At 72.3% G+C, this 24,491-nt stretch carries 26 protein-coding genes and 1 pseudogene; 17 read left to right on the forward strand and 10 right to left on the reverse strand.

What is annotated here, in order from left to right:
• The first annotated feature begins 2 nt into the window (after window positions 1-2).
• Window positions 3-1,160, forward strand: coding sequence for a cobalt-precorrin-5B (C(1))-methyltransferase (locus ACFC0Z_RS19885; protein ID WP_376440292.1), 1,158 nt, complete (start codon window positions 3-5; stop codon window positions 1,158-1,160).
• Between the two features lie 41 nt (window positions 1,161-1,201).
• A pseudogene (locus ACFC0Z_RS19890) lies at window positions 1,202-1,762 on the forward strand (GNAT family N-acetyltransferase); the annotation flags it as partial.
• A gap of 3 nt (window positions 1,763-1,765) precedes the next feature.
• On the opposite strand, the gene ACFC0Z_RS19895 reads toward ACFC0Z_RS19890, so the two are convergent.
• Complete coding sequence (locus tag ACFC0Z_RS19895) at window positions 1,766-2,443, reverse strand: hypothetical protein (protein WP_376439462.1); 678 nt, start codon at window positions 2,441-2,443, stop codon at window positions 1,766-1,768.
• 95 nt (window positions 2,444-2,538) lie between these two features.
• Here ACFC0Z_RS19895 and ACFC0Z_RS19900 point away from each other — a divergent pair, with 95 nt between their 5' ends.
• Window positions 2,539-2,613, forward strand: coding sequence for a 50S ribosomal protein bL37 (locus ACFC0Z_RS19900; RefSeq protein ID WP_099895366.1), 75 nt, complete (start codon window positions 2,539-2,541; stop codon window positions 2,611-2,613).
• 77 nt (window positions 2,614-2,690) lie between these two features.
• Here ACFC0Z_RS19900 and cobM read toward each other — a convergent pair whose 3' ends face one another.
• Genes cobM through ACFC0Z_RS19915 form a run of 3 tightly spaced genes read right to left on the reverse strand, consistent with a single transcriptional unit; the run spans window position 2,691 to window position 4,879 of the window.
• Complete coding sequence (gene cobM / locus ACFC0Z_RS19905; RefSeq protein ID WP_376439465.1) at window positions 2,691-3,440, reverse strand: precorrin-4 C(11)-methyltransferase; 750 nt, start codon at window positions 3,438-3,440, stop codon at window positions 2,691-2,693.
• A gap of 36 nt (window positions 3,441-3,476) precedes the next feature.
• Window positions 3,477-4,703, reverse strand: coding sequence for a precorrin-6y C5,15-methyltransferase (decarboxylating) subunit CbiE (gene cbiE, locus ACFC0Z_RS19910; protein WP_376439467.1), 1,227 nt, complete (start codon window positions 4,701-4,703; stop codon window positions 3,477-3,479).
• Window positions 4,704-4,735: 32 nt separating this feature from the next.
• A complete protein-coding gene (locus tag ACFC0Z_RS19915; protein WP_376439470.1) occupies window positions 4,736-4,879 on the reverse strand; it encodes a DUF6126 family protein in 144 nt (47 codons plus the stop codon).
• A 103-nt stretch (window positions 4,880-4,982) separates the two neighbouring features.
• Between ACFC0Z_RS19915 and ACFC0Z_RS19920 the strand changes: the two genes are divergently transcribed.
• The 4 genes from ACFC0Z_RS19920 (at window position 4,983) to ACFC0Z_RS19935 (ending at window position 7,887) form a co-directional block, all read left to right on the forward strand.
• Window positions 4,983-6,068, forward strand: coding sequence for an LLM class flavin-dependent oxidoreductase (locus tag ACFC0Z_RS19920; RefSeq protein ID WP_376440296.1), 1,086 nt, complete (start codon window positions 4,983-4,985; stop codon window positions 6,066-6,068).
• 5 nt (window positions 6,069-6,073) lie between these two features.
• Window positions 6,074-6,697, forward strand: coding sequence for an FMN reductase (locus ACFC0Z_RS19925; protein ID WP_376439473.1), 624 nt, complete (start codon window positions 6,074-6,076; stop codon window positions 6,695-6,697).
• A 59-nt stretch (window positions 6,698-6,756) separates the two neighbouring features.
• On the forward strand, window positions 6,757-7,233 hold the full coding sequence (locus ACFC0Z_RS19930) for a universal stress protein (RefSeq protein WP_376439476.1): 477 nt from the start codon (window positions 6,757-6,759) through the stop codon (window positions 7,231-7,233).
• Between the two features lie 96 nt (window positions 7,234-7,329).
• A complete protein-coding gene (locus ACFC0Z_RS19935) occupies window positions 7,330-7,887 on the forward strand; it encodes a hypothetical protein (protein ID WP_376439479.1) in 558 nt (185 codons plus the stop codon).
• On the opposite strand, the gene ACFC0Z_RS19940 is transcribed toward ACFC0Z_RS19935, so the two are convergent.
• Together ACFC0Z_RS19940 and ACFC0Z_RS19945 are read right to left on the reverse strand one after the other, a co-directional pair.
• Complete coding sequence (locus ACFC0Z_RS19940; RefSeq protein ID WP_376439481.1) at window positions 7,845-8,261, reverse strand: hypothetical protein; 417 nt, start codon at window positions 8,259-8,261, stop codon at window positions 7,845-7,847. The genes ACFC0Z_RS19935 and ACFC0Z_RS19940 overlap by 43 nt on opposite strands.
• 128 nt (window positions 8,262-8,389) lie before the next feature.
• Window positions 8,390-9,718: a PLP-dependent aminotransferase family protein gene (locus tag ACFC0Z_RS19945; protein WP_376439484.1), complete on the reverse strand. Its 1,329-nt coding sequence runs from the start codon at window positions 9,716-9,718 to the stop codon at window positions 8,390-8,392.
• A 124-nt stretch (window positions 9,719-9,842) separates the two neighbouring features.
• Here ACFC0Z_RS19945 and ACFC0Z_RS19950 point away from each other — a divergent pair, with 124 nt between their 5' ends.
• The 7 genes from ACFC0Z_RS19950 to ACFC0Z_RS19980 all read left to right on the forward strand — a co-directional run bounded on the left by ACFC0Z_RS19950 (window position 9,843) and on the right by ACFC0Z_RS19980 (window position 16,818).
• The gene (locus ACFC0Z_RS19950; protein WP_376439487.1) at window positions 9,843-10,640 is read left to right on the forward strand and encodes an alpha/beta fold hydrolase; all 798 of its coding nucleotides are present in this window, start codon (window positions 9,843-9,845) and stop codon (window positions 10,638-10,640) included.
• Between the two features lie 38 nt (window positions 10,641-10,678).
• Window positions 10,679-11,104 (forward strand): hypothetical protein, encoded by a 426-nt coding sequence (locus tag ACFC0Z_RS19955; protein WP_376439489.1) that lies wholly within the window; start codon window positions 10,679-10,681, stop codon window positions 11,102-11,104.
• Window positions 11,105-11,115: 11 nt separating this feature from the next.
• Window positions 11,116-11,556 (forward strand): hypothetical protein, encoded by a 441-nt coding sequence (locus ACFC0Z_RS19960; protein ID WP_376439492.1) that lies wholly within the window; start codon window positions 11,116-11,118, stop codon window positions 11,554-11,556.
• Between the two features lie 134 nt (window positions 11,557-11,690).
• Complete coding sequence (locus tag ACFC0Z_RS19965) at window positions 11,691-11,933, forward strand: DUF2630 family protein (protein ID WP_376439494.1); 243 nt, start codon at window positions 11,691-11,693, stop codon at window positions 11,931-11,933.
• A 74-nt stretch (window positions 11,934-12,007) separates the two neighbouring features.
• Window positions 12,008-13,972 carry an FUSC family protein gene (locus ACFC0Z_RS19970; protein WP_376439497.1) on the forward strand — a complete coding sequence of 655 codons (1,965 nt, stop codon included), beginning with the start codon at window positions 12,008-12,010 and terminating at the stop codon, window positions 13,970-13,972.
• 232 nt (window positions 13,973-14,204) lie between these two features.
• Window positions 14,205-15,680 (forward strand): APC family permease, encoded by a 1,476-nt coding sequence (locus tag ACFC0Z_RS19975; RefSeq protein ID WP_376439500.1) that lies wholly within the window; start codon window positions 14,205-14,207, stop codon window positions 15,678-15,680.
• 148 nt (window positions 15,681-15,828) lie between these two features.
• Complete coding sequence (locus ACFC0Z_RS19980) at window positions 15,829-16,818, forward strand: hypothetical protein (RefSeq protein WP_376439502.1); 990 nt, start codon at window positions 15,829-15,831, stop codon at window positions 16,816-16,818.
• A 55-nt stretch (window positions 16,819-16,873) separates the two neighbouring features.
• Here ACFC0Z_RS19980 and ACFC0Z_RS19985 read toward each other — a convergent pair whose 3' ends face one another.
• On the reverse strand, window positions 16,874-18,937 hold the full coding sequence (locus ACFC0Z_RS19985) for a PhoX family phosphatase (RefSeq protein WP_376439504.1): 2,064 nt from the start codon (window positions 18,935-18,937) through the stop codon (window positions 16,874-16,876).
• A gap of 287 nt (window positions 18,938-19,224) precedes the next feature.
• Here ACFC0Z_RS19985 and ACFC0Z_RS19990 point away from each other — a divergent pair, with 287 nt between their 5' ends.
• Window positions 19,225-20,772, forward strand: a complete 1,548-nt coding sequence (locus tag ACFC0Z_RS19990; RefSeq protein WP_376439506.1) for a VWA domain-containing protein — start codon at window positions 19,225-19,227, stop codon at window positions 20,770-20,772.
• A gap of 85 nt (window positions 20,773-20,857) precedes the next feature.
• Window positions 20,858-22,465 carry a methionine--tRNA ligase gene (gene metG / locus ACFC0Z_RS19995; protein ID WP_376439508.1) on the forward strand — a complete coding sequence of 536 codons (1,608 nt, stop codon included), beginning with the start codon at window positions 20,858-20,860 and terminating at the stop codon, window positions 22,463-22,465.
• 71 nt (window positions 22,466-22,536) lie between these two features.
• On the opposite strand, the gene ACFC0Z_RS20000 is transcribed toward metG, so the two are convergent.
• Entirely contained in the window at window positions 22,537-22,902 is a 366-nt protein-coding gene (locus ACFC0Z_RS20000; RefSeq protein ID WP_376439510.1) for a DoxX family protein, read from the reverse strand.
• 71 nt (window positions 22,903-22,973) lie between these two features.
• Here ACFC0Z_RS20000 and ACFC0Z_RS20005 point away from each other — a divergent pair, with 71 nt between their 5' ends.
• Complete coding sequence (locus ACFC0Z_RS20005) at window positions 22,974-23,285, forward strand: hypothetical protein (protein ID WP_376439513.1); 312 nt, start codon at window positions 22,974-22,976, stop codon at window positions 23,283-23,285.
• Here ACFC0Z_RS20005 and ACFC0Z_RS20010 read toward each other — a convergent pair.
• Together ACFC0Z_RS20010 and ACFC0Z_RS20015 are read right to left on the reverse strand one after the other, a co-directional pair.
• Window positions 23,275-23,541 carry a DUF397 domain-containing protein gene (locus tag ACFC0Z_RS20010; RefSeq protein ID WP_376439515.1) on the reverse strand — a complete coding sequence of 89 codons (267 nt, stop codon included), beginning with the start codon at window positions 23,539-23,541 and terminating at the stop codon, window positions 23,275-23,277. The two genes, ACFC0Z_RS20005 and ACFC0Z_RS20010, sit on opposite strands and share 11 nt — an antisense overlap.
• Window positions 23,538-24,413, reverse strand: coding sequence for a helix-turn-helix domain-containing protein (locus ACFC0Z_RS20015; RefSeq protein ID WP_376439518.1), 876 nt, complete (start codon window positions 24,411-24,413; stop codon window positions 23,538-23,540). The genes ACFC0Z_RS20010 and ACFC0Z_RS20015 overlap by 4 nt, the downstream gene beginning before the upstream one ends.
• Window positions 24,414-24,491 lie beyond the last annotated feature (78 nt).

Genomic DNA, 24,491 nt, shown 5'->3' on the forward strand with positions numbered 1-24,491 from the left:
TCATGAAGTCGGGCGACGGAAAGCCGAGTAGCGGCGGGCGCGAGGCCCAACTCAAGCACACCGGTCTGCGCCCCGGCTGGACGACCGGCGCCTGTGCGACGGCGGCGACCACCGCCGCGTACACCGCGCTGCTCACCGGCGAGTTCCCCGACCCGGTGACGATCACGCTGCCGAAGGGGCAGACGCCCGCCTTCGCCCTCACGGCCGAGGAGCTGTCCCCTGACTTTGCCATGGCGGCCGTCGTGAAGGACGCCGGTGACGATCCCGACGTCACGCACGGCGCCGTCATCCGTTCGACCGTACGGCTCCTCCCGCCCGGTTCCGGCGTCGTCTTCCGCGCGGGCGAGGGCGTCGGCACGATCACCCTTCCCGGCCTCCCCCTGGACGTCGGCGAACCGGCGATCAACCCCGTGCCGCGCCGGCTCATGCGCGAGCACGTGGCCGAGGTCGCCGCCCGGCACGGAGGGAGCGGCGACGTCGAGATCACCGTCTCCGTCGACAACGGCGCCGAGATCGCCCGTTCCACGTGGAACCCGCGCATCGGCATCCTCGGCGGCCTGTCCATCCTCGGGACGACCGGTGTCGTCGTCCCGTACTCCTGCTCGGCCTGGATCGACTCGATCCGCCGGGGCGTCGACGTGGCCCGCGCGGGCGGTCTCACGCACGTCGCCGGGTGTACGGGTTCCACGTCCGAGCGCACGGTCGGGGAGCTGTACGACCTGCCGGAGATCGCCCTCCTCGACATGGGCGACTTCGCGGGCGCCGTCCTCAAGTACATCCGCCGCCATCCCGTCGACCGGCTCACGATCTGCGGCGGTTTCGCCAAGCTGTCCAAGCTGGCGGCGGGCCATCTCGACCTCCATTCGGCCCGTTCGCAGGTCGACAAGGGTTTCCTCGCCGACCTGGCCCGTACGGGCGGCGCGTCCGAGTCCCTGGCGGCCGAGATCGCCGCCGCGAACACCGGCCTCGCCGCCCTCCGCCTCTGCGAGGCCGCCGGGGTCCCCCTCGGCGACCTGGTCGCGGCCCGCGCCCGCGACGAGGCCCTCGACGTGCTCCGGGGCGCACCGGTCGCGGTGGACGTGGTCTGCATCGACCGGGCGGGGACGGTGGTGGGGCGGTCGTCGGTGGCGGGGCCGGGCGAGCGGTCGTCCGGGGCGTAATCCGGGCGACAGATCGCCGACGGTCCATGGAGGATCCCCGCATGCCCGACTTCCTCCGCAAGCCGACCCTCACCGGCGGCCTCGTCACCCTCCGCCCGCTCTCCGAGGCCGACGTCCCCGCGCTCCTCCCCCTCTTCGAGGACGCCGAGGTGCGTCGGCTGACCGGCTCCCACACCACCTTCGGGGAACCCGCCCTCCGACGGTGGTACGGCTCCCGGCACGACCGGGACGACCGGCTCGACCTCGCCGTCGTCGAGCGCGCGACGGGCCGGGTTGTCGGCGAGGCCGTCCTCAACGAGTGGGACGCCGACAACGAGAGCTGCTCGTTCCGGATCATGCTGGCGCCGGAGGCGACGGGCCGGGGCCTCGGGACCGAGGCGACCCGGCTGATCGTCGGGTACGGCTTCGAGGCGCTCGGCCTCCACCGGATCTCCCTGGAGGTCTACGCCTTCAACCCGCGCGCCCGCCGCGCCTACGAGAAGGCCGGCTTCACGGCGGAGGGCGTCCTGCGCGGGGCGCTCCTGTGGGAGGGGGAGCGGGTCGACGCGACGGTGATGTCGGTGCTCGCGCCGGAGTGGCCGGTCACGGGCCGACCGGGTAGCCGGTCACGGGCCGACCGGGTAGCCGATCTCCGCGATGTCCTCCGCGAGGTCCGCGAGCTTCACCCCGGGGTTGAGGGCCGCCACCAGCTCCTCCGTCAGCGGGGTGAGCTCCAGGACCTTCCGTACGGCTTCCACGTCGACCTCGGTGTCGTAGTAGTCCGAGGCCCACTCCGCGTACGCCTCCGCCGAGCGGTCCACGAGGAGGCGGAGGAGGCGGACGGAGCCGTCCGGGTCCTCCCCGGAGGCCTCCGGGTACGCGACCGTGCCCGTGCGCCACTCCGTGTCCGCCGGCTCGCGCCACAGGCAGGCCGTCGTCACGTGCACGTCGTCCTCGTCCAGGAACGCGGGCTCCGTCAGGTACGCGCCGAACGCCTCCGGCACCCCGTCGAGCACCCCCGGCCAGGTCTGTCCGTCCGCGAGCTCCCCGAACGGGCTCAGCGGCGACTCGTGGTCGAAGACGCGGGCGAACGCCCCGGCCGGCGAGAGCACGATCGTGTACTCGTCGCCCTGGCCGTCCTTCATGGACGCCAGCTGCTCGGTCTCCGACCAGTGCGCGTCGAAGGAGTAGTACCGGTTCGCCCACTCCGGGCTGAGCACGGCTTCCAGCATCGCGAGCCCTCGGCTGTGGTCGCGCAGTTCCTCGATGCCCGGCAGCGCCCGGGCGACGTCGTAGACGGTCACGGGTCCATTGAAGACGGTGCCACCGACATGCGGGTCCCCGGCCCCGAACCTAGGCTCGACACCGCAGGATCCCCCACCGACAGGGAGGCGTTCCCATGGCCAAGCGCGGCAACAAGAAGCGGGCCCGCAAGAAGAAGAAGGCGAACCACGGCAAGCGGCCCAACGCCTGAACCGTGGCCCGTACGACGGAGGCCGGACCCGTGTGGGGGTCCGGCCGTCGTCGTCATCGGGACCGGGAGCCAGGGGGTCAGCAGACGTGCCGCTCCCGCGCCGGGTCGTACAGGTGGCTGTCCCGGAACTCCGAGGCCGCCAGCGTCCGGCCCACGATGATGACGGCCGTCTTCGTGATCCCGGCCGTCTTCACCTGCTCGGCGATGTCCTCCAGGGTGCCGCGCAGCACCAGCTCGTCCGGCCGGCTCGCCATCGCGACGACCGCCGCCGGGCAGTCGACGCCGTAGTGCGGGACCAGCTCGGAGACGATCCGGTCGACGTACCGGGCCCCCAGGTGGAGCACGAGCAGCGCGCCGCTCCGGCCGAGCGTGGCGAGGTCCTCGCCCTCCGGCATCGGGGTGGCCTGCTGGGCGATGCGGGTCAGGATGACCGTCTGGCCGACGGTCGGGACCGTCAGTTCCCGCTTGAGCGCCGCCGCGGCCGCGGCGAACGCCGGAACGCCGGGCACGACCTCGTACGGGATGTCGAGCGCGTCGAGCCGCCGCATCTGCTCGGCGACGGCGCTGAAGACCGACGGGTCGCCGGAGTGGAGGCGGGCCACGTCCTGCCCGGCCTCGTGCGCGGCGGCGATCTCGGCGACGATCCGGTCCAGGTCGAGCTGGGCGGTGTCGATCAGCTTCGCGTCCGGCGGGCACTCGGCGAGCAGCTCGGTGGGGACGAGGGAGCCCGCGTAGAGGCAGACGCCGCACTGCGCGAGGGTCCGCGCGCCGCGCACGGTGATGAGGTCGGCCGCGCCGGGGCCCGCGCCGATGAAGTAGACGGTCATGTTGGTGAGGAACCCTTCGGTTACTTCGTTACTTCGTTACTTCGTTACGGACCATTGCGTGACGGGCATCGCCTGGCGCCAGCCCGTGAACCCGCCCACCGGCACGGCGGCGGCGACCGCCAGCCGGACCAGTTCGCCGCCGTGGCGGCGGTAGCGGTCGGCGAGCAGCGCCTCGGATTCGAGGGTCACGGTGTTGGCGACGAGCCGGCCGCCGGCCGGGAGGGCGTCCCAGCAGGCGTCGAGGAGGCCGGGGACGGTGAGGCCGCCGCCGATGAAGACGGCGTCGGGTGTGGGCAGCCCGTCGAGTCCGCCGGGCGCCTTCGCGGTGACGACCCGCAGGGCGGGGACACCGAGGGCGTCGGCGTTGCGGGTGATGCGGGCGGCCCGCTCGGGCGACTTCTCGACGGCGATCGCCCGGCAGTCGCGGTGGGTCCGCATCCATTCGATGCCGATGGAGCCGGAGCCGCCGCCGATGTCCCAGAGCAGTTCGCCGGGGGCGGGCGCGAGGGCGGCGAGGGTGGCGGCGCGCACGTACCGCTTGGTGAGCTGGCCGTCGTGCTCGTACGCCTCGTCGGGCAGTCCGGGCGTGGTGCCGAGCCGGAGCGTGCCCGGGTCGCGTACGGGGTCGAGCGCGAGCACGTGGAGGGCGTCGGTCCGCTCGTACGGCCAGTCGGCGGCGGTTCCGTCGAGGAGCCGCTCGGCGGGTCCGCCGAGCTGTTCCAGGACCCGGATCCGGGTGCCGCCCCAGCCGGTGGCGCGCAGGTGCGCGGCGACCTCGGCGGGGGTACCGGCGCCTTCGCCGAGGACGAGGAGGCGCCGTCCGGGGTGGAGGGCGGCGGAGAGCGCGGCGAGGGGGCGGGCGACGAGGGAGAGCGTCTCGACGGCCTCCAGGGGCCAGCCGAGGCGGGCGCAGGCGTACGAGACGGAGGACGGGTGCGGGTGGACGTCGAGGCGGTACGTGTCGCCGAGGGCCTCGGTGAGGGTGCGGGCGATCCCGTAGAAGGAGGGGTCTCCGCTGGCGAGGACGGCGACGGTACGTCCCTGATGGCCGGCGAACAGTCCGGCGAACAGTCCGGGGACGGCGGGCCGCAGCGGCGAGGGCCAGGCGACGCGCTCGCCGGGGCACAGGTCCGGGGGAAGGAGACCGAGCTGACGCGGCCCGCCGACGAGGACCTCGGCGTCCCGCAGGGCGCGCCGAGAGCTCTCGGGAAGCCCGTCCCAACCGTCAGCGCCGATCCCGACGACCGATATCGCAGCGTTCACGTCCGGGACTCTACGTGAGGGGTCCCGGCGGCCTACTTCTGGGCGTTCTGCCCGACGTAGAAGAGGAGCCAGACGAACCCGGCGAAGGCGTGCGTGGCGAAGACGTACACGAAGACGCGGAGCATCACGCCCCGCTCCTTCCAGCGCTCGTAGTCGAAGGTCTTCCCGTCAGCCATGGATCCAGGGTACGGGCGGCGGAATAGGGAGAGGGGTCGCGCCGTTGGACGAGATGATTTAAGGTTCAACCATTAGCCCAGCGAGAAGCGAGAGGTGAGCACGATGCAGTTCGGGATCTTCACCGTCGGCGACGTGACGACCGACCCCACCACCGGCCGCACCCCCACCGAGCACGAGCGCATCAAGAACACCGTCGCCATCGCGCTCAAGGCCGAGGAGGTCGGACTCGACGTCTTCGCCACCGGCGAGCACCACAACCCGCCGTTCGTGCCGTCCTCCCCGACGACCCTCCTCGGGCACATCGCGGCCCGCACGGAGAACCTGATCCTCTCCACCTCGACCACCCTGATCACCACCAACGACCCGGTGAAGATCGCCGAGGACTACGCGACCCTCCAGCACCTCGCCGACGGCCGCGTGGACCTGATGATGGGCCGCGGCAACACCGGCCCGGTCTACCCGTGGTTCGGGCAGGACATCCGCCAGGGCATCCCGCTCGCCATCGAGAACTACGCGCTCCTCCACAAGCTGTGGAGGGAGGACGTGGTCGACTGGGAGGGCAAGTTCCGCACGGCCCTCCAGGGCTTCACCGCCACCCCGCGCCCGCTCGACGGCGTCCCGCCGTTCGTCTGGCACGGCTCCATCCGCTCCCCCGAGATCGCCGAGCAGGCCGCGTACTACGGCGACGGCTTCTTCGCGAACCACATCTTCTGGCCCAAGCAGCACACCGAGAAGATGGTCCGCCTCTACCGCCAGCGGTACGCGCACTACGGCCACGGCACCGCCGAGCAGGCCATCGTCGGCCTCGGCGGCCAGGTCTTCATGCGGAAGAACTCGCAGGACGCGGTCCGGGAGTTCCGCCCGTACTTCGACAACGCGCCGGTCTACGGCCACGGCCCCTCCCTGGAGGAGTTCAGCAGCCAGACCCCGCTGACCGTCGGCTCGCCGCAGGAGGTCATCGAGCGGACCCTGTCCTTCCGCGACTACGTGGGCGACTACCAGCGCCAGCTGTTCCTCGTCGACCACGCCGGGCTGCCGCTCAAGACGGTCCTGGAGCAGCTCGACATCCTCGGCGAGGAGGTCGTCCCGGTGCTGCGCAAGGAGTTCGCGAACCTGCGGCCCGCCGGAGTACCGGAGACCGCCCCGCTCCACCCGTCCGTCCTCGCGTCGAAGAACCTGGAGGCCTGACCGCCATGCAGACGCTGAAGCTGGTCGCCGTGTCCGCCGGACTCAGCGCCCCGTCCTCCACCCGGCTGCTCGCCGACCGCCTGCTCCAGGCGGCCCGCTACCGGCTCGCGGAGCAGGAGTACGCGGTCGATGTCGAGGTCGTGGAGCTGCGCGACCTCGCGGTCGACATCGCGAAGAACTTCGTCACGGGCTTCCCGTCGGACGCGCTCCAGGAGGCGATCGACAAGGTGACGGGCGCGGACGGCGTCATCGCCGTCACCCCCGTCTTCACCGCCTCCTACAGCGGGCTGTTCAAGTCGTTCTTCGACCTGATCGACCCGACGGCGCTGGCCGGTACGCCGGTCCTCATCGGCGCGACCGGCGGCACCGCCCGCCACTCCCTCGTCCTGGACCACGCGCTGCGCCCGCTCTTCTCCTACCTGCGGGCCCTCACGATCCCGACCGCCGTCTACGCGGCCTCGGAGGACTGGGGCACGGGCGGCGACGCGTACACCTCCGACCTCCCCTCCCGCATCACCCGCGCCGGCCAGGAACTGGCCGACACGGTGGCGGGCCGCCCGGCCCGCGGGACCGACGAGGACGAGGTCGTCCCCTTCGAGAAGCAGCTGGCCGACCTGCGCCTCGATTAGTCCGTTATGTACGGTGTGAGGGAGTCAGGGGCCCCGATTTCCGACGAGTGGAGGACGACATGGCCGGCGGCAGGATCGTGGTGGGAGTCGACGGATCGGCACCCGCGCTGAGGGCACTGCGCTGGGCGGCCCGGCAGGCCGCGCTGACCGGGGACTCCCTGGAGGTGCTGACCAGCTGGGAGTACCCGGCCTCGTGGTCGACGATGATGCCGGGCGTGCCCTCGGAGTTCGACCCCGAGCGGCTCGCCAAGGAGATCCTCAACGCCTCCGTGGAGAAGGTCCTCGACCCCGGCACCGCCGCCTCGGTCAAGCGCGTGGTCGTCGGCGGCAACGCGCCCCAGGCCCTGATCGACGCGGCCAAGGGCGCGGACCTCCTCGTCGTCGGCGACCGCGGCTACAGCGGCTTCAAGGCGGCGGTCCTGGGCTCGGTCTCCTCCCACGTCACCCAGCACGCCCCGTGCCCGGTGGTGGTCGTCCGAGGCGACCTCACGGACGAGGAGACGGCGGACGGCGAGATCGAGGACGTGGCTGTCTAGGACTCCCCAAGCACTGGTCCGTCTCCCCCGCGCGGCGGAGGCGGACCGGCCGGTGGGGCGATGTCCCGGGCCGGGGCCCGGGCGGACGCTGGTCGCATGATGACGATCAAAGCTCTTCCCGATGTGCCCCGTTGGGCCGTTCTCGCCGCGCACGCCGTCCCGCTCGTCACCCTCCCTTCGGGGCTGTGGCGGGTCGCGCTCGTCGCCGGGCTTCCCGTGACGCAGGACGCCGAGCTCGGGGCGATGGGGTTCTGGACGTCCGCGTACGCGGTCTCCCTCAGTCTCGTCTCGGAGTTCTTCGCCTTCCTCACGCTGGGGCTCGTCCGTTCCTGGGGCGAGGTGTTCCCGCGCTGGATGCCGTTCCTCGGCGGGCGCCGGGTGAACCCGGTGGCCGCGACGGGCGCGGCGTTCGCCGGGGTGGCGGGGCTGTGCGCGATCGCCGCGTGGGGCGCCTACGCCTCGCTCGCGGACCTCGGGCCCGGCATCCCCGCCTCCCCGGCGCAGGAGGCCCTGCTCGCCGCCTGCTATCTGCCGCTCCTCGCCTGGCCGCCGCTGGTGGCCGTCGTGGCGGTCGCGTACTACCGCAGGCGTACAGGGAAGGGTGGCGGCCGTCAGTACGGCGCCGGGCGGCCCGCGGCGTCCTCGTGGGTGTAGTAGAGGTAGAACGCGGCGGCGGCGACGGCGCCGCCCACGATCAGGCCGAGCAGGGTCGCCGACAGGATGCTCACGTCGGACAGGCTGTACAGGAAGCCGATCGCGATGCCGGCGAGCGCGCCCCAGGCCGCCGCGTGGAGCTCGCGCGGCAGGGCGCGGCCGACGCTGCGGAGCCCGTACACCGCCCCGGCGAGCACGATCGCCGAGATCAGGCCGAGCCAGAACTGTCCCCAGCTGACGGGGGCGCCGGACTTGGCGACGAAGGCCGTCCACCAGCCGTAGATCACGCCGAGGGTGGCGGGCAAGGCCCAGCCGTGGGTCGCGCCGGTTCTGCTCGTCCGGCCCCGGGCCGGTATCGCTGCGTGTGCGGCCATGGCAGGAGCTCCTTCGCGTTCGCCCCGTTCGCCCCCTGAGGTCTCGCACCCTCCAGGGCACACCCGCGGCCGGTGCCCCGCAAGTGGATCACCTCCCGTCGGCAGCCGGGCTCGGTCGGCAGCCGGGCTCAGCCGGTCTCGGCGAGCGTCGCGAGCCGGCGCAGCGCCTCCTCCAGGACCTCGCGCGGCGGGGACGCGAGGCCGACGCGGATCGCGTCCGGGGCCGTGCCCCGGCCCACGGCGAAGGCGCTGCCGGGGGTGACCGCGGCCCCCGCCCGTTCGGCGGCCGCCGCCGTGAAGGTCTCGGCCCGCCAGGGCGGGGGCAGCTCCCACCAGCAGTAGTACGCGTGCGGGGAGGTCCGGATCGGGTGTCCGCCGAGGTGGCGGAGGACGAGGGCGTGCCGGGCCTCCGTCTCCGCGCGTTTGGCCGCGACCACCTCGGCGACCGTGCCGTCCCCGGCCCAGCGCGTCGCCGCCGCGAGCGCGAGCCCGCCCGCCGTCCAGGCGCCGGAGCGCAGCGCCGCCGCCGCGTCCGTCCGCAGCCGGGGAGGCACCACGAGGTAGCCGACGGTCAGGCCGGGCGCGAGCCGTTTGGAGAGGCTGTCGACGAGGAGGACCCGCTCGGGGGCGTGGGCGGCGAGGGGCGCGGGCGGGCGCGGGTGCAGGAACGCCCAGGTGGTGTCCTCGACGGCGGTCAAGTCCAGGCGGCGCAGCAGTTCGGCGAGTTCGGCCCGCCGCTCGCCGTCCATGGTGACGGAGGTCGGGTTGTGCAGGGTCGGCTGGAGGTAGACGGCGGCGAGCGGGGCCGCCCGGTGCGCCGCGGCGAGCGCCTCCGGCCGTACGCCCCTGTCGTCCATGGCCAGCGGTACGAGCCGGACGCCGAGCCGCTCGGCGACCGACTTGACCACCGGGTACGTGAGTTCCTCGACGCCCACGCGGCCGCCGGGCGGGACGAGCGCGGAGAGCGCGGCGGCGATGGCCTGGCGGCCGTTGCCCGCGAAGAGCACGGATTCGGGGTCCGGCGCCCAGCCGGACCGGGCGAGGACGCCGGCGGCGGCCTCCCGTGCCTCGGCCGTGCCGGTCGCGGCGGCGGGCCGGGAGACGCATGCGGCGAGGACGTCGGGCCGGGCGAGGGCGGCGAGGGCCCGGGCCATCAGCTCCGACTGGCCTTCGGCGACAGGGTAGTTGAGCTGGAGGTCGACGGGTGCGGTCCCGGTCGCTTCGATGAGCGCGGGCCCGGGCAGCGGCGGCGCGGCGCGGACGAACGTCCCGCGCCCGACCTCGCCGACGACGAGGCCGCGCCGCGCGAGTTCCCCGTAGACGCGGATGGCCGTCGAGTTGGCGATCCGGTGGCGGCGGGCGAAGACCCGCTGCGGCGGCATCCGATCCCCGGGCCGCAGCCGCCCGTCCCGTACGGCCGCCTCGACACGGTCGGCGATCCTTCGGTACTCCTCCACCGCTCCCCCTTCCACCCCTGCCCAGGGTCCTCCTCAGGGCCCTCCCCAGGGCCCTCCCCAGAGCATTGCACCGAGAGCAAAGATCTTATTGCACCGAGCTGTTGGGGCTGCCTAGCCTGCCGTCATGCCCTTCGTCGCATCCCTCGCCACCGACGTCTTCTACGAGGACCGGGGCACCGGCCCCGCCCTCCTCCTGGTCCACGGCCACCCCTTCGACCACACCATGTGGCAGCCGCAGATCGAGCGTTTCTCCCGCACCCACCGCGTCATCGCCCCCGACCTGCGCGGCTACGGCCGCACCCCGCTCGGCGCCATGACGGACTCCACCGGCCTCGGGGAGTTCGCCGAGGACCTCGTCGCCGTCCTCGACCACCTCCGCGTCGACGAGGCCGTCGTCGTCGGCCTCTCCATGGGCGGCCAGATCGCCATGGAGCTCCACCGCCGCCACCCCGGGCGCGTCCGGGGCCTCGTCCTCGTCGACACCTTCCCCGCGGCGGAGACCGAGGAGGGCAAGGCCGTACGGAACGCGATGGCCGACCGGCTCCTGGAGGAGGGCATGCGGGGGTACGCCGACGAGGTGCTGGACCGGATGGTCGCCCCGTACAACGCCCACGCGGCACCCCACGTCCACCGCATGATGCGCGAGACCGACCCGGTCGCGGCGGCCGCCGCGCTGCGCGGCCGCGCGGAGCGCCCCGACTACCGGGAGTCGCTCACCAGGGTCGCCGTCCCCGCGCTCGTCGTGGTCGGCCGCGACGACACGTACACGCCGGTCAGCGACGCGGAGGAGATGCACGCGCTGCTCCCGGACTCCACGCTCGCGGTCGTCGAGCGGGCGGCCCACATGCCCAACCTGGAGCGCCCCGAGGAGTTCGACTCCGTACTCGACGTATACCTTCGGTCACTCGTTCGGCTTACTTGAAAGTTCGAAATCGTGCGAATCCTCCCACGATGGGCTTCATGAGTCAGAACACTGCGCCCCGTCGGGGCGGAAACGCCATGGCCTGGGCCACCGGAGGCACGCTCTTCGCCGGTGTCCTCATGCTGGTCACCGGATTCCTGGACATCTTCCAGGGCATCGTCGGTATCGCCGAGGACGACGTCTACACCCACATCGGCGACTACGTCTTCAAGTTCGACCTGACCACCTGGGGATGGATCCACCTCATCCTCGGCGTGATCATCGCCATCGCGGGCTACGGCATCCTCAAGGGCGCCGAGTGGGGCCGCGTGGCCGGTATCGCGCTGGCCTCGCTCAACATCCTGTTCCAGTTCCTGTTCCTGCCGTACCAGCCCTGGTGGGCGCTCTTCTCCATGGCGATCTCGATCTTCGTGATCTGGGCGCTCGCGACGGACGAGGGCTACGGCTCCGGCGAGAAGTACTAGGCGGTCCGGCCATGCGCACACGTCTCCGCCCCACGGCGGCAGCCCTCGCACTCGCCGCCGCGGCGGCCCTCTCCCTCACCGGCTGCGACCAGGCGAAGGAGGCCGCCGGCGACATCGTCTCCTCGGCGACGGCCGCCGCGGCCTCGGCGGCGCAGGAGAAGCTGAACGAGGTCAAGGACGGGGTGAACGCCACCGGCGACGTGAGCGCCGGGCCGACCAGCGTCGACGGGGACCGCACGGTCGCCGAGATCACGGCGACCAACCCCAAGGACAAGAACGCCGACTACACGATCAAGGTGGACTTCCGTGACGCGGAGGGCAACTTCCTCGACACGGTCGTCCTGAACATCGACGGCGTCGAGCCCGGCGGCTCCAAGACGGGTACGGCACGCAGCAATCGCTCGCTCTCGGGCGACACGAAGGCGGAGATCGGCCAGGCCGTCCGTCACTAGGCGGACTCCCTCTTACGGCCCAGGCGACGCACCACCGCCTGGGCCGTCGGTCTGCCCGCGCACGCGTGCTCCCGGTCCCCCGCCCGGCCGAACCCGACCTGCGCGACGCGCGCCCAGGGGCCACGCTGGAAGGCATGGACAACGAGCAGATCCTGGACGACATCGGCGTCCTCGTCGAAGAGGAACGCACCCTGCGGGAGCGCGCGGGCACCGGCGGCCTCTCCCCCGAGGAACGCGCCCGCCTCGCCGACCTGGAGGTCCGTCTCGACCAGTGCTGGGACCTGCTCCGCCAGCGCCGCGCGAAGGCCGAGTTCGGCGAGGACCCCGACACCGCCGCCCTCCGCCCGGCCTCCGAGGTCGAGTCGTACCGCAACTGAGGCGACAACCGAGGCGGCCTGACCGGGGACCTTCGGACATGCCGCGGTCGGCCGACGCCTTCTAAGTTGGACGCATGCCACGCCCCGCACGACCCGAACGCCCCGCCCGCCTCTCCCCGCCCGCCTGGCTCACCGCCGGGCTGAAGCCCGCGCCGACGCCCGTCCCGTGGGCGGCCGTGGTCCGCGCGTCCGTCGCCATGTCGGCGCCGCTCGCCGTGGGGCTGGCCGTGGGGCAGCCGCAGTACGGGGCGCTCGTGTCGATGGGCGCCCTGTCCGGGGTCATCGGCGACACCGCCGACGCCTACCGCATGCGGATCTTCAACATCGCGGTCCCGCAGCTCTTCGGCGCGCTCGGGGTGACCCTCGGGGCGCTGGTCTACGGGCAGGGCTGGTTCGCCGTCGGCGCGCTCACGCTCGTCGCGCTCGTCTCCGGGATGATCTCGTCGATCGGCGCCGTGGCCTCCGTGTCGGGCCTGCTGCTGCTCCTCAACGCCGTCGTCGGCGCGGGCCTGCCGATGCCGGGGCCCTGGTGGAAGGCGCCGCTGCTGCTCACCGTCGGCGGCCTGTTCGTCCTCCTCCTCACCCTCCTCGGCTGGCCCCTGCGCCGCGCCGCCCCCGAGCGCGCCGCCGTCGCCGGGACCTACCGGGCCCTCGCCGACCTCTACGAGGCCACCGGCGACCCCGTCGCCTACGACGCCAAGCGGCAGGCCGTCACCACCTCCCTCAACCAGTCGTACGACCTCGTCCTCGCCCGCCGCACCCGCCAGCACGGCCGCGCGCCCCAACTGGTCCGGCTGCTCGCCCAGCTCAACGTCCTCGTCCCGCTCCTGGAGGCCGCCCCGGCCGCCCACCTCCGCGCCCGGCTCTTCGGCCCGCTGTCCCCGGCGATCCCGGCGGCCGTGCGCGACCTGGCCGACGCCGTCGAGGAGGGCCGCACCGGCACCCCCGTCCTGGACCTGCCGGCCCCCGAACGGCCGGCGGAGAAGGCCGTGGACCACGCCCTGCGGCACGCGGCCACCGTCGTCCACCAGGCCGAGCCCGACCCGTACAACGTCGACGACCGCCTCGGCCGCCCCGCCGCCCTCCGCGTCAGGGCCCGCAGGGCCGCCCGCGCGGTCCTGCTCTCCGAGGCGTCCTGGCGTTACGGCCTCCGGCTCGCGCTCTGCATCGGCCTCGCCCAGGCCTTCGTCTCGCTGATCCCCGTGCCCCGCTCGTACTGGGTCGCGCTCACCGTCACCTTCGTCCTGAAGCCCGACTTCGGCTCGGTCTTCTCCCGGGCCGTGCTCCGCGCCCTCGGCACCGCCGCCGGGCTCGTCCTCGCCGCCCTCGTCCTCGCCGAGGTCCCGCGCGGGTGGTGGGACGTGCCGGTGATGGCCGTCCTCGCGGCACTGGTCCCCGCGTTCCTCGCGAAGGGGTACGCCTTCCAGACCGCGGCCATCACGCCGGTCATCCTGCTCCTCTCCGACATGCTCAACCACCAGGGCTTCGACCTCGTCCTGCCCCGCCTCTACGACTCGCTCATCGGCTGCGCCATCGCCCTCGTCGCCGGCTATCTCCTCTGGCCCGAGTCCTGGCACACCCGGATCGGCGACCGGCTGGCCGACGCGGTCGCCGACACCGCCGCGTACGTGCGCTGCGCGTTCGCCGCGGAGGGCGACCGCGTGGCCCGCCACCGCGCCCGCCGCAAGCTCTACCGCGATCTGTCCACCGTCCGCTCCGAGTTCCAGCGCGCCCTGACCGAGCCGCCGCCCACGGGTCCCCGGGCCGCCGCCTGGTCGCCGCTCCTCGTCGCCGTCGAGCGGATCGTCGACGCCACCACCGCCGCCCGCATCCGCGTCGACCACGGCGCCCCGCACCCCGACCCCGCCGAAGTCACCGCCGTCGAACGGGAACTGCGCGAACTCGCCGACGGGCTGCGCTCCTCGGAGAACCTCTTCGAGGTCCACGCGGAACTGCCCGGCGACGAGAACGGAGTCCTCGCACCACTGCGCCAGGAGGTCCGCGCGGCCCGCGCCATCGCCGGTCCCGACCTGCGGTAACCCTCCCCGGAAGGGCATACCGGACGGGTTACCGGCGGTCGCCGAACGGAAGGCTCCCTTTCCTGGTTACCGACGGGGAGCCGGGCGACTACGATGCGCTCCATTCCCCGGTGATCCGCCCGCTCCGCCGCCACCCCACGGCCCGCCGGACGGACCACGAAGCGACACCCCGCCCCACCGCACCGCCTCCTGCCACGCCCTCCCCTGCGCTCCGAGGACGGACACCGCCACCATGCGCACCACCACCCCCAGCAGAGGTCTCCAGCCCAACGTCCTCGGCACCTTCGACACGATCGTCATGGCCGTCGCCGGCAGCGCGCCCGCGTACTCGCTCACCGCGACCACCGCCGTCCTCTTCGGCGCCGTCGGCTACGCGGGCCCCGCCGCCCTGCTCTACTGCGCGATACCGATGCTCGGCATCGTCCTCGCCTACGCCCGCCTCGGCCGGATCGACGTCAACGCCGGCGCCGGCTACTCCTGGGTGGGCCGCACGCTCCACCCCTTCCTCGGCTTCCTCTCCGGCTGGGCCCTCGTCTTCGCCGCCACGGTCTTCATGGTCGCGGGCTCCCTCCCCGCCGGCTCCCTGACGCTCTCCCTCGTCGACCCGGACCTCGCCGAGAACACCCCGCTCGCCGCCGCCGTCGGCGCCGGGTGGTTCCTGATGATGCTGCTCGTCGTCCTGGGCGGCGCCCGGCTGACCGTACGGGCCCAACTCGTGATGTCCGGCGTCGAGATGACCGTCCTCGTCGGCTTCGTCCTCGCCGCCGTCCTGCACCGGGGCAGCGCCACCGCCTTCGACTGGTCCTGGTTCGGCTTCGACGGGTTCGCCGGCCCGCAGGGCTTCGCGGCGGGCGCGCTGATCGCCGCCTTCTACTACTGGGGCTGGGACGTCACCAGCAACCTCAGCGAGGAGACCCGTAACAGCCGCAGGACCGCCGGACTCGCCGCGCTCGTCGGCGTCGGCTTCGTCTTCGTGCTCTTCGAGGCCTTCACGGTCGCCGTGAACGTCCTGCTGAGCGAGGAGGAGATCCGGACGGCGGGACCCAACGTCCTCGCCGTCCTCGGCGAGGAGATCTGGCCGGGCGTCGGCGGCAAACTCCTCGTCGTGGCCGTCGTCCTGTCGACCGTCGCCACCCTGGAGACCACCCTCCTCCAGGTGACCCGCTCCCTCTTCGCGATGGGCCGCGACCGGACCCTTCCCGCCGCTCTCGGCAGGGTGCACCGCCGCTGGAACACCCCGTGGGTCGCCATCGCCACCGTCGGCGTCGCGGCCGCCGTGATGTTCCTCGCCGCCGGCGCCGCCGAGTCCGTGCAGCGGATCCTCAGCGACGCCGTCGCCGCCATCGGCCTCCAGATCGCCTTCTACTACGGCCTCGCGGGCATCGCCGCCGTCGTCGCCTACAAGTCGCTTCTCCTGCGCTCCGTGGGGAACTTCCTCCTCGGCGGGCTGTGGCCGCTGCTCGGCTCGGCGTTCATGCTCTGGTGCTTCTACGAGTCCCTCGGCGAGCTCTCCACGACCGCCCTCGCGATCGGCCTCGGCGGCCTGCTCTTCGGGGTCGTCCCGCTCCTCGTCTACTGGCGCAAGGGCAGCGACTACTACCGACCGGCCCGACTGGACGCCGTGCGCGCGCTGGCGGCCACCGAGGCATCGGTCCCGACCGCGCGCAGGCCGCGCAGCCGGGACAAGGGCTACGCGACGGACTTCTGACGAACTATCGGCGATTTCCGGCGCAGTTGCGGGTGTTTCACGTGAAACACCCCAAGTCCCGTTTCACGTGAAACACCATGTCCTCGGGAAACGCTGTGACGTCTGACGGCATGTCCCACTGTCCGAGGCCGATGACGAAGGAGGCCCCATGGCGGTCTACCGCCGCTCCGCGCGTGCGGCGCGAGCCGAGCGCTTCACGCCCGACTTCGACCCGGACTTCGGCGACCGGGCCCTGACGGAGGCGCGCCATGACATCGTCATCGGCCGCTGGCAGGGCGTACGGAACCTGATCGCGGCCACCGGCGACGACTGGGCGCGCCGCACCCACCGCCTCCGGCTGCTCTCGCACGCGGCCGCCGGAAGCTCGACGGTCGAGACCTGGCGGGCGGCCGAGCCGGGCAACCCCGACGCGGAGGTGCTGCGCGCGGCGACCGAGGTCGTCCGGGTCTTCGACGCGGCCATCGCGGCCGGCCGGGGCGCCTCCGTGGACCGGAGCCGTATCGACGCGGCGGTGGACGCCTGCAGGGGCGCGGCGGAAGCGGCCCCCGAGGACCCCATGCCGTGGATATCCCTGCTTTCCGTGGCACGGCTGTACGACGGCGGGGTGGCGCGCCGCGAACTGCGTCACTGGTTCGACGAGTTGCGGCGCCGGGACCCGTACAACACGGAGGGCCACATCCAGGTGCTGCGCTACTGGTCGGCGCGGTGGCACGGCACGCACGGCAGCATGTACGACTTCGCGCGCGACGCGGCGGGCGTGGCACCGCCCGGCTCGTCGCTGCCGGTCCTGGTGCAGGTCGCGCGGGTGGAGGAGTACCGCTACATCGCGGACGGGGCACTCGGCCGGGGGCCGGTGCGCGGCTTCGACCAGCACTGGAAGCACGAACTCGCGGTGACGGAGCTGCGCCGTACGTACGCGCGCTGGATCGGGGAGCGGGATCCGGCCTGCCCGGTGGCGCCGGAGGAGGTGGCGGACCTCAATTTCCTGGCGCACGCAGCGTGTTACGCGGGCCAGGTGGAGGTGGCGAAGCACCTGCTCCGGATGCTGGGAGCGCGGGCGGCATGGGTGCCGTGGGCGTACACGGGGGACCCGGAGGAGCAGTTCACGCGATTCAGAGAGGGCCTGGGAGTGGAGTAGGAACACTCCACCCCCAGGCCCCTGAGGCTCAGCCGGTGACGCGGGCGTCGGCGTCTCAGACGCCGATGTCCTCGCCGTCGGCGCGCCAGACGGAGACGACCGCCGGGCGGACGATCCTGCCGGGCCCGTCGGGCCAGACGGAGGCGGGCTTCTCGACGGACGCGCCGTCGATCTCGCCCGGGTGCTGGACGGAGACGAGGACGCGGCGGTCCTGGATGATCGGGCCGCAGGTCTCGGCACCGCGCGGCACGGTCAGGAACTGCTTGAGCTCACCGCGGCGCTCGCCGTGGGTCGCGACGCCGTAGAGGCCGTCGTGGGAGCCGAGCTGGTTGCCGTCGGTGGAGATCCACAGGTTGCCGTGCGGGTCGAACGCGACGTTGTCCGGGCAGGAGATCGGGGAGACCCGGTCCTTCGGGAAGCCGGCGAAGTAGGTGGCCGGGTCGTTCGGGTCGCCGGCGACGAGGAAGAGGCGCCAGGCGAAGCCGTCGGAGGACGGGTCGTCCCAGTGCTCGGCGAGTTCGAGGATCTGCCCGTGCTTGTTGAGGTTGCGCGGGTTGGCCTCGTCGGCGCCGGGGTTGGTGCCCTTGCCGCGGTTGGAGTTGTTGGTGAGCGCGACGTAGACGCGGCCGCTGCGCGGGGAGGGCTCGACGTCCTCGGGGCGGTCCATCTTGGTGGCGCCGACCTTGTCACCGGCGAGGCGGGTGAAGACGTACACCTCCTCGGCGGTCATGCCCGGCACGTGCGAGACGGCACCGTCGGGACCGGCGGTGGCGAGCGGGATCCACTGGCCGGAGCCGTCGAACTCGCCGTCGTTCGGGAGCTTGCCCGTGCCGTCGATCTCGGCGGCGGGCGAGTCCCCGGTGAGCTTGGCGACGTAGAGCGTGCCCTCGTCGAGCAGGGTCAGGTTGTGCTCGCGGGCGGCCCGCGAACCGCCCTTCTTCACGCGCTTGCTCGACACGAACTTGTAGAAGTAGTCGAACCGCTCGTCGTCGCCCATGTAGACGACGGGACGGCCGTCCTCGGTGAGGCGGGGCTGCGCGGCCTCGTGCTTGAAGCGGCCGAGCGCGGTGCGCTTGCGGGGCGTGGAGTCGGGGTCGTACGGGTCGAGCTCGACGACCCAGCCGAAGCGGTGGACCTCGTTGGGCTCCTGCTTGAGGTCGAAGCGCTTGTCGAACCGCTCCCACTTGCGCTCGGTGGCCCCGGTGCCGATGCCGTACCGCTTGTCGGTGGCGGAGCTGCCGTTGGCGAAGTACTGGTTGAAGTTCTCCTCGCCGTGGAGCGTGGTCCCCCACGGAGTGGTGCCGCCGGCGCAGTTGTTGAGCGTGCCGAGGACGGTACGGCCCTCGGGGTCGACCGAGGTCTTCACGAGGGCGCTGCCGGCGGCGGGGCCGGTGAGCTCGAACTCGCTGCTGGTGTGGAGGCGGCGGTTGAGCTGGTGCCGGGTGACCGGGGTCAGCTTGCCGGAGCGGTGCGACTCCTGCACGACGACGACGGAGAGGCCGTGCGCGGCCCAGGCGACCTCGACCTGCTCGCGGGTCGGGTTCTCGGGGTCGTACCCCCGGAACATCAGCACCTCGTCGGTGTACTCGTGGTTGGCGACGAGGACCTGACGGTGGTTCTCCCCGCGCAGCGGCAGCAGGGAGAGGAAGTCGTTGTTGTAGCCGAACTGACCGGCCTGGGCCTTCGCCGTCTGGTTCTCGGCGTCGAAGGCGGGGGCGCCGCGGAGGATGGGCTCGCCCCAGCGGATGACGACGTTCTGCTCGTACCCGGCGGGCACGGTGACCTGGTCGGCGGTGTTGGGCGCGACGGGCGTGAAGCGGAGTCCGCGGGCGCCGTCGGGACGGCGGTTGCCCCGGTCCCGCTCGGGCGCGGCGACGGCCTCCGGCGTACCGCCGAACACGACGGCACCACCGGCGGCGGAGGCGACGGTCACGACAGCGGCGGCGCGCAGGGCGGAACGGCGCGAGAGCGCGCCGGCTATGACGTCGCCGACGTACTCGTTGGTGCTCGTGTTGGGCACCTCGTGGAAGCAGGCGTCACCACACCGGTACCGGCAGGTGAGAGCCGAACGGCCGCCTCCGTGCGGGTTGGTGCTCAGCAGCGGCAGCAGTTTGCGCACTTCGTCCTCCTCCGGCGCGGACCGCGCCGCCATGTATACGTCGGGGACCCGTCGGATCCCATCGGCGGTGACGCTATGGGGGCATATCTGCACGGGGACGGCAGCGAAATGAACGCCGAATGAATGCACGGCATCCGGAGGCGACCGGGTCACGGGAAGCGGAGGGGGTGGCCGCTAACCTTACGTGTCTGCCCTGGCCAGGGATGAAAGTCCCGAAACGCCCAGTTCGGACATTCACACTGCACCCCTCACTCATGCGAAAGGGTTCGCCCATGGGTATTCGGAGCATGCTGCGCAAGGTATTCGGCCGGGACCGCGAGGACACCACCCCGGCAACCTCCGTCCCGCCCCAGACGCGTGAGACCACATCGGAGCCGGGCGACACCCCGGAAGCGGCGGCACGCCGCGCGGCGGACGACCTGGTATCGGCGTCGTTCGACAACCCGCAGGTGCCGAGGGCACGGGTCGAGGGAACGGGCACGGCCACCGCCGAGACGGCGGAGCCGGTCGAGGCGAAGGTCGAGGCCGAGGACAAGGCCGAGGACAAGGTCGAGGCCGAGGCCGCCGCCGAGGCCGCCGCCGAGGTCGAGGCTGCGGTCGACGCCGAAGCCGTCGAGGCGCCGGAGGCGGCGCCGACGGCGACGGCGACGGCGACCGCCGACGAGGCCGAGACGGAGACCGAGGCCGAGACCGAGGCGGCCACCGCCGCCGCGAGCGAGTCGGCGGAGCCGGAGGCGCCCGCCGCCGCGGACGAAGCGGAGACGGCCGCCGCGGACGAAGCGGAGACCGCCGTCGCCGAGGCGGACGTCGCCGAGGCGGACGTCACCCCGGCGGGCGCCACCCCGGCAGACGTCGCCCCGGCAGACGCCACCCCGGTGGACGTCGCCGCAGCGGACGCCACCCCCGCAGACGCCACCCCGGCAGACGCCACCCCGGTGGAGTCTGAGGCCACGGCGGAGTCGGAGGCCACGGCGGAGTCGGAGGCCACGGCGGACGTCGCCCCGGTGGAGGCGGAGGCCACCACCGGAGCCGACGCGGGCGCGGGCGGTGAGGCTGAGGTCGTGGCCGCTCCGCCGGTGCGGGACGGGGGCGAGGCGGAGCTCGTACCCTCCGCCGAGACCGTCGTCGTCGCCTCCGAGGCGAGCCCGGCGGCGGCGGAGGAGCCCACCGGCGTCCCGGCCGTCTCCCTCGCCGCGGTCAAGGCCGCCGCCCCCCACCTTGCCGACGCCTACAAGGCCGCCGGTGCCGTGCTCAAGAAGCAGGGGCTGACGGGGGCGCGCGCCTCCGTCTACCTGGTCGTCGACCGCTCCGGCTCGATGCGCGGCTACTTCAAGGACGGCTCCGTCCAGCGCCTCGCCGAGCAGATCGTCGCGCTCGCCGCGCACCTCGACGAGGACGCGACCGTCACGACCGTCTTCTTCTCGACGGACATCGACGGCACGGTCGACCTGACCCCCGCCGGCCTCACGCCGACCCGCGTCGAGGAGATCAACGGCACCCTCGGCCGCCTGGGCCGTACGAACTACCACCGGGCCGTCGAGGAGGTCCTCGCCCACCACGAGAAGGCCGACCCGACCCGTACCGCCCTGGTCGTCTTCCAGACGGACGGCGCGCCGGAGTCGAAGACGGCCGCCACGCAGGCCCTCGCGGAGGCGGCGGACCGCCCGCTGCACTGGCGTTTCGTGGCCTGGGGCGAGGAGGACAACAAGGCGTTCGACTACGTCCGCAAGCTCGACACGGCTCCCCGCACCGCCGCGTACTTCCCCGGCGCGACCCCCTCGGAGACGGCGCACGCGGCCTTCTACCGGGGCCTGCTGGCCGGCCTGGAGCTCTGATCCGGGTGGACGTGGGGGGAGGGGAGGCCTCCCCCCACGTTTAACGGTGTGAACGGGTCCCGCCGGGCCCGTTAAAATTCGCACCATGGCGGCCACTGGAATCGAGAAGCAGGGGACGAAGGCGTTCTACGTCACGACCCCGATCTACTACGTCAACGACGCTCCTCACCTGGGCCACGCCTACACGACCGTCGCAGGCGACGTGCTCACGCGCTGGCACCGTCAGCGCGGCGAGAAGGTGTGGTACCTCACCGGCACGGACGAGCACGGTCAGAAGATCATGCGCACGGCCGAGGCGAACAACGTCACGCCCCAGGCCTGGTGCGACAAGCTCGTCGAGGAGGCGTGGAAGCCCCTCTGGGAGCACCTGAACATCGCGAACGACGACTTCATCCGCACCACGCAGAAGCGTCACACGGACCGCGTGCAGGAGTTCGTGCAGGACCTGTACGACAAGGGCGAGGTCTACAAGGGCGGCTACGAGGGCCCGTACTGCGTCGGCTGTGAGGAGTTCAAGCTCCCGGGCGATCTCATCGAGGCGGAGGACGGCACCAAGCTCTGCGCCGTCCACAAGAAGCCGGTGGAGATCCTCAAGGAGGAGAACTACTTCTTCAAGCTGAGCGAGTACGGCCCGAAGCTCCTTGAGTTCTACGAGGCGAACCCGGGCTTCATCCAGCCGGAGTCGGCCCGCAACGAGGTCCTGAACTTCGTGAAGCAGGGCCTTGAGGACCTGTCGATCTCCCGCTCGACGTTCGACTGGGGCATCCCGGTCCCGTGGGACGACAAGCACGTCATCTACGTGTGGATCGACGCGCTCCTGAACTACGCGACGGCCGTGGGCTACGGCTCCGACCAGGCGAAGTTCGACGAGACCTTCCCGGCGGACGTCCACCTCATCGGCAAGGACATCCTCCGCTTCCACGCGATCATCTGGCCCGCGATGCTGATGGCGCAGGGCCTGCCGGTCCCGGGCCGGGTCGCGGCGAACGGCTGGCTGATGGTCGGCGGCGAGAAGATGTCGAAGTCGAACCTGACGGGCATCAAGCCGCAGGACCTGACCTCGCACTTCGGCGTGGACGCGTACCGCTGGTACTTCCTGCGGGCGATCGCCTTCGGCCAGGACGGTTCGTTCTCGTGGGAGGACTTCACCGCCCGCTACACGTCCGAGCTGGCGAACGACTACGGCAACCTCGCCTCGCGCGTGGCGGCGATGGTCGGCAAGTACTTCGGCGGCGCGCTGCCGGCCTCGACGGCCGACGGCGACGCGGAGAAGGCCATCCACGACGGTCTGGCGAAGGCCGTCGCGACGGCGGACGCGAAGATCGGCGAGGAGCTGGACTTCCAGGCCGGCATCCTGGCGATCTTCGACTTCGTGAAGCAGGTCAACGGCTACATCACGGAGCAGGAGCCGTGGAAGGTCGCGAAGGACGAGTCGGCCGAGGGCCAGGCCCGTCTCGCGACGATCCTCTACACGGCCGCCGAGTCGCTCCGCGCCGTCGCCGTCCTCCTGAACTCGATCATGCCGGAGACCTCGCAGGCCCTCTGGGACTCGCTGGGCGCCGAGGCGTCCCTGGGCGCGCTGGCCGACCAGCCGGTCCAGGACGCGGGCGTCTGGGGCAAGCTCCCGGCGGGTGCGACGGTGACGAAGGGCGCGGTGCTGTTCCCGCGCCTGGAGGAGCCGAAGAAGGACTGACACCACACGTCACGACGAAGGCCGCCGTCCCCCTGGTGAGGGGCGGCGGCCTTCGCCGTACGCGCACGCCCTCAGACGGCCAGGACCAGCGCGGCGAGCGCGGGCGCCATGTAGATCACCGGAAAGGCGACGTGCCCGTAGGCGCGGGCGCGGAGCACCGTGACGACGGCCCCGGTGAAGTACAGGACGATCCCGACGGCGGCGAGGACCCCGATCACCGGGACGGAGAACCCGAGGACGAGTCCGAGCCCACCGGCGACCTTGGCGGCGCCGAGCCAGTTCCACCAGGAGCGCGGGACGCCGTACTCGGCGAGCGGCTGGACGACGAACGCGGCACGGGCGAAGATCGCGCCACCGGAGAAGAGGGCCATGAAGGCGCCGATACCGGCGAGGACGGCGACGGTGGTGGACATCTCGGCGAACGTCTGGTCGAACATCTCGGGCTCCTTCAGCCTCTCCGCGTCCGCCTCGACCGAGCCGGACACAGCACTGACGGAGCGGGGACGGCATGTGTGACAGCCCGGGAAAAAATTCTTCCGAGGACGAGACGCGCGGCCGGATCGAGATCTACTGGGTGGATCCCGACCCGTCGGACCACGGGGAGTCGGCCTGGTGCGTGGTCCGCTGCCTGGGCGGCGTGATCCGCGTCGGCGACGTCCTCTCCCAGGAGGGAACCGGGGAGAGGTACGTCGTGGACGGCATCGAGCGCTACGGCAGGACGGTGCCGTTCTTCGACCCGCCCCACAGCGGCCGGGTCCACCTGACGGGCGGCCCGTGCGAACGCCTCGGCGAGGGCGACCGGCTCGACGTCAGCCGCTGACGGCGTACGACACGAACCCGGCCCACGCGGTCGGGGTCAGGGCGAGCTGGGGGCCGCCGATGTTCTTGGAGTCGCGGACGTGGACGGTGGCGGGGGTGGTGGCGATCTCGACGCAGGAGTCACCCTCGCTGCTGCTGCTGTAGCTGCTCTTGCGCCAGGCGACCTCGATGCAGGAGTCACCCTCGCTACCGCTGCTGTAACTGCTCTTGAACCAGGCCAGTTCGGAAGCGTCCCCGGCCGAGGTGTTGCGGATCATGTTTCTCCCAGCAGTTGCTCGATGAGGGCAGTCGACTCACGGGGAGTGAGAGCCTGCGCCCGGATGATGCCATACCGCAACTCAAGGATATGGAGCTGTTTGCGCTCGGTCACGGGCCGACCGTTGGCGACCACGGGGGAGCGACCGACCACTGATCCGTCACCAAACTTCAGCACCTCGATTCCCCCGTCCACACCGGCGTGTTCCTCCCGGTCCATCGGCATGACCTGCAGCTCGACGTTCCGCAGCCGCCCGATCTCCAACAGATGCGCCAGCTGGGCACGCAGCCGTTCTCGTCCACCCAGCGGACGTCGAAGCGTCCACTCCTCCAGGACGAAGCTGATCTCAGGCGCCGGGTCCCTCGCGAAGACGGCCTGACGGGACACACGGCCCGCCACCATCCGATCCACGTCATCAGGCGTGTACGCCGGGCGTCGCATGAGAAGCAGCCCACGGGCGTACTCCGACGTCTGCAACAGTCCATGGATGTTGAGCGGGTCGTACAGCTGAAGCTCCACGGCCTGGGCCTCCATCTTGGCCAAGGCGCGAACCTTCTTCGGGTACCGGACCTTCGCCACGTCCTCCTTCATGGCCGCGATCAGCCCGCCCGCGCCCAGGACCTCGTCCACCTTGTCGAGGAACTCGGGCCGGGGAATCCGCTTCCCGCTCTCCATCTTGTAGATCATGTCCTCGCCGTACCCGGTGGCCTCACCGAGCTCGGCGGCGCGCATCCCGACCGCCTCCCGTCGCAGCCGCAGCTGCCGCCCGACCGTCTCGACGACGGCGACGCCCCATTCGTCGTCGGGATCGACCTCCCAACCCGGCTCGTCCGCCTCCGTCTTGAGCCGCTGGGTCCCACCGTCCACCGACATACCGCACCCTTCCCTCGCCCCTCTGATGGCGCGAGACCCCTACCCGTGGCGGGGGTGTGGACAGCCCGGACAGCAGTG

It is taken from the genome of Streptomyces sp. NPDC056144 (genome assembly GCF_042264145.1).
Lineage (GTDB): Bacteria > Actinomycetota > Actinomycetes > Streptomycetales > Streptomycetaceae > Streptomyces.

Bases quoted from the DNA above. Each gene is read 5' to 3' on its own strand.
- ACFC0Z_RS19960 (WP_376439492.1), top strand. From the start codon at position 11,116: ATGCGCACACGTCTCCGCCCCACGGCGGCAGCCCTCGCACTCGCCGCC.
- ACFC0Z_RS20000 (WP_376439510.1), bottom strand. From the start codon at position 22,902: ATGTTCGACCAGACGTTCGCCGAGATGTCCACCACCGTCGCCGTCCTC.
- ACFC0Z_RS19990 (WP_376439506.1), top strand. From the start codon at position 19,225: ATGCTGCGCAAGGTATTCGGCCGGGACCGCGAGGACACCACCCCGGCA.
- ACFC0Z_RS19955 (WP_376439489.1), top strand. From the start codon at position 10,679: ATGAGTCAGAACACTGCGCCCCGTCGGGGCGGAAACGCCATGGCCTGG.
- ACFC0Z_RS20010 (WP_376439515.1), bottom strand. From the start codon at position 23,541: ATGATCCGCAACACCTCGGCCGGGGACGCTTCCGAACTGGCCTGGTTC.
- ACFC0Z_RS20005 (WP_376439513.1), top strand. From the start codon at position 22,974: ATGTGTGACAGCCCGGGAAAAAATTCTTCCGAGGACGAGACGCGCGGC.
- ACFC0Z_RS19980 (WP_376439502.1), top strand. From the start codon at position 15,829: ATGGCGGTCTACCGCCGCTCCGCGCGTGCGGCGCGAGCCGAGCGCTTC.
- ACFC0Z_RS19970 (WP_376439497.1), top strand. From the start codon at position 12,008: ATGCCACGCCCCGCACGACCCGAACGCCCCGCCCGCCTCTCCCCGCCC.
- ACFC0Z_RS19940 (WP_376439481.1), bottom strand. From the start codon at position 8,261: ATGGCCGCACACGCAGCGATACCGGCCCGGGGCCGGACGAGCAGAACC.
- ACFC0Z_RS19935 (WP_376439479.1), top strand. From the start codon at position 7,330: ATGATGACGATCAAAGCTCTTCCCGATGTGCCCCGTTGGGCCGTTCTC.
- ACFC0Z_RS20015 (WP_376439518.1), bottom strand. From the start codon at position 24,413: ATGTCGGTGGACGGTGGGACCCAGCGGCTCAAGACGGAGGCGGACGAG.
- ACFC0Z_RS19925 (WP_376439473.1), top strand. From the start codon at position 6,074: ATGCAGACGCTGAAGCTGGTCGCCGTGTCCGCCGGACTCAGCGCCCCG.
- ACFC0Z_RS19920 (WP_376440296.1), top strand. From the start codon at position 4,983: ATGCAGTTCGGGATCTTCACCGTCGGCGACGTGACGACCGACCCCACC.
- ACFC0Z_RS19915 (WP_376439470.1), bottom strand. From the start codon at position 4,879: ATGGCTGACGGGAAGACCTTCGACTACGAGCGCTGGAAGGAGCGGGGC.
- ACFC0Z_RS19930 (WP_376439476.1), top strand. From the start codon at position 6,757: ATGGCCGGCGGCAGGATCGTGGTGGGAGTCGACGGATCGGCACCCGCG.
- ACFC0Z_RS19975 (WP_376439500.1), top strand. From the start codon at position 14,205: ATGCGCACCACCACCCCCAGCAGAGGTCTCCAGCCCAACGTCCTCGGC.
- ACFC0Z_RS19885 (WP_376440292.1), top strand. From the start codon at position 3: ATGAAGTCGGGCGACGGAAAGCCGAGTAGCGGCGGGCGCGAGGCCCAA.
- metG (WP_376439508.1), top strand. From the start codon at position 20,858: ATGGCGGCCACTGGAATCGAGAAGCAGGGGACGAAGGCGTTCTACGTC.
- ACFC0Z_RS19965 (WP_376439494.1), top strand. From the start codon at position 11,691: ATGGACAACGAGCAGATCCTGGACGACATCGGCGTCCTCGTCGAAGAG.
- cobM (WP_376439465.1), bottom strand. From the start codon at position 3,440: ATGACCGTCTACTTCATCGGCGCGGGCCCCGGCGCGGCCGACCTCATC.
- ACFC0Z_RS19950 (WP_376439487.1), top strand. From the start codon at position 9,843: ATGCCCTTCGTCGCATCCCTCGCCACCGACGTCTTCTACGAGGACCGG.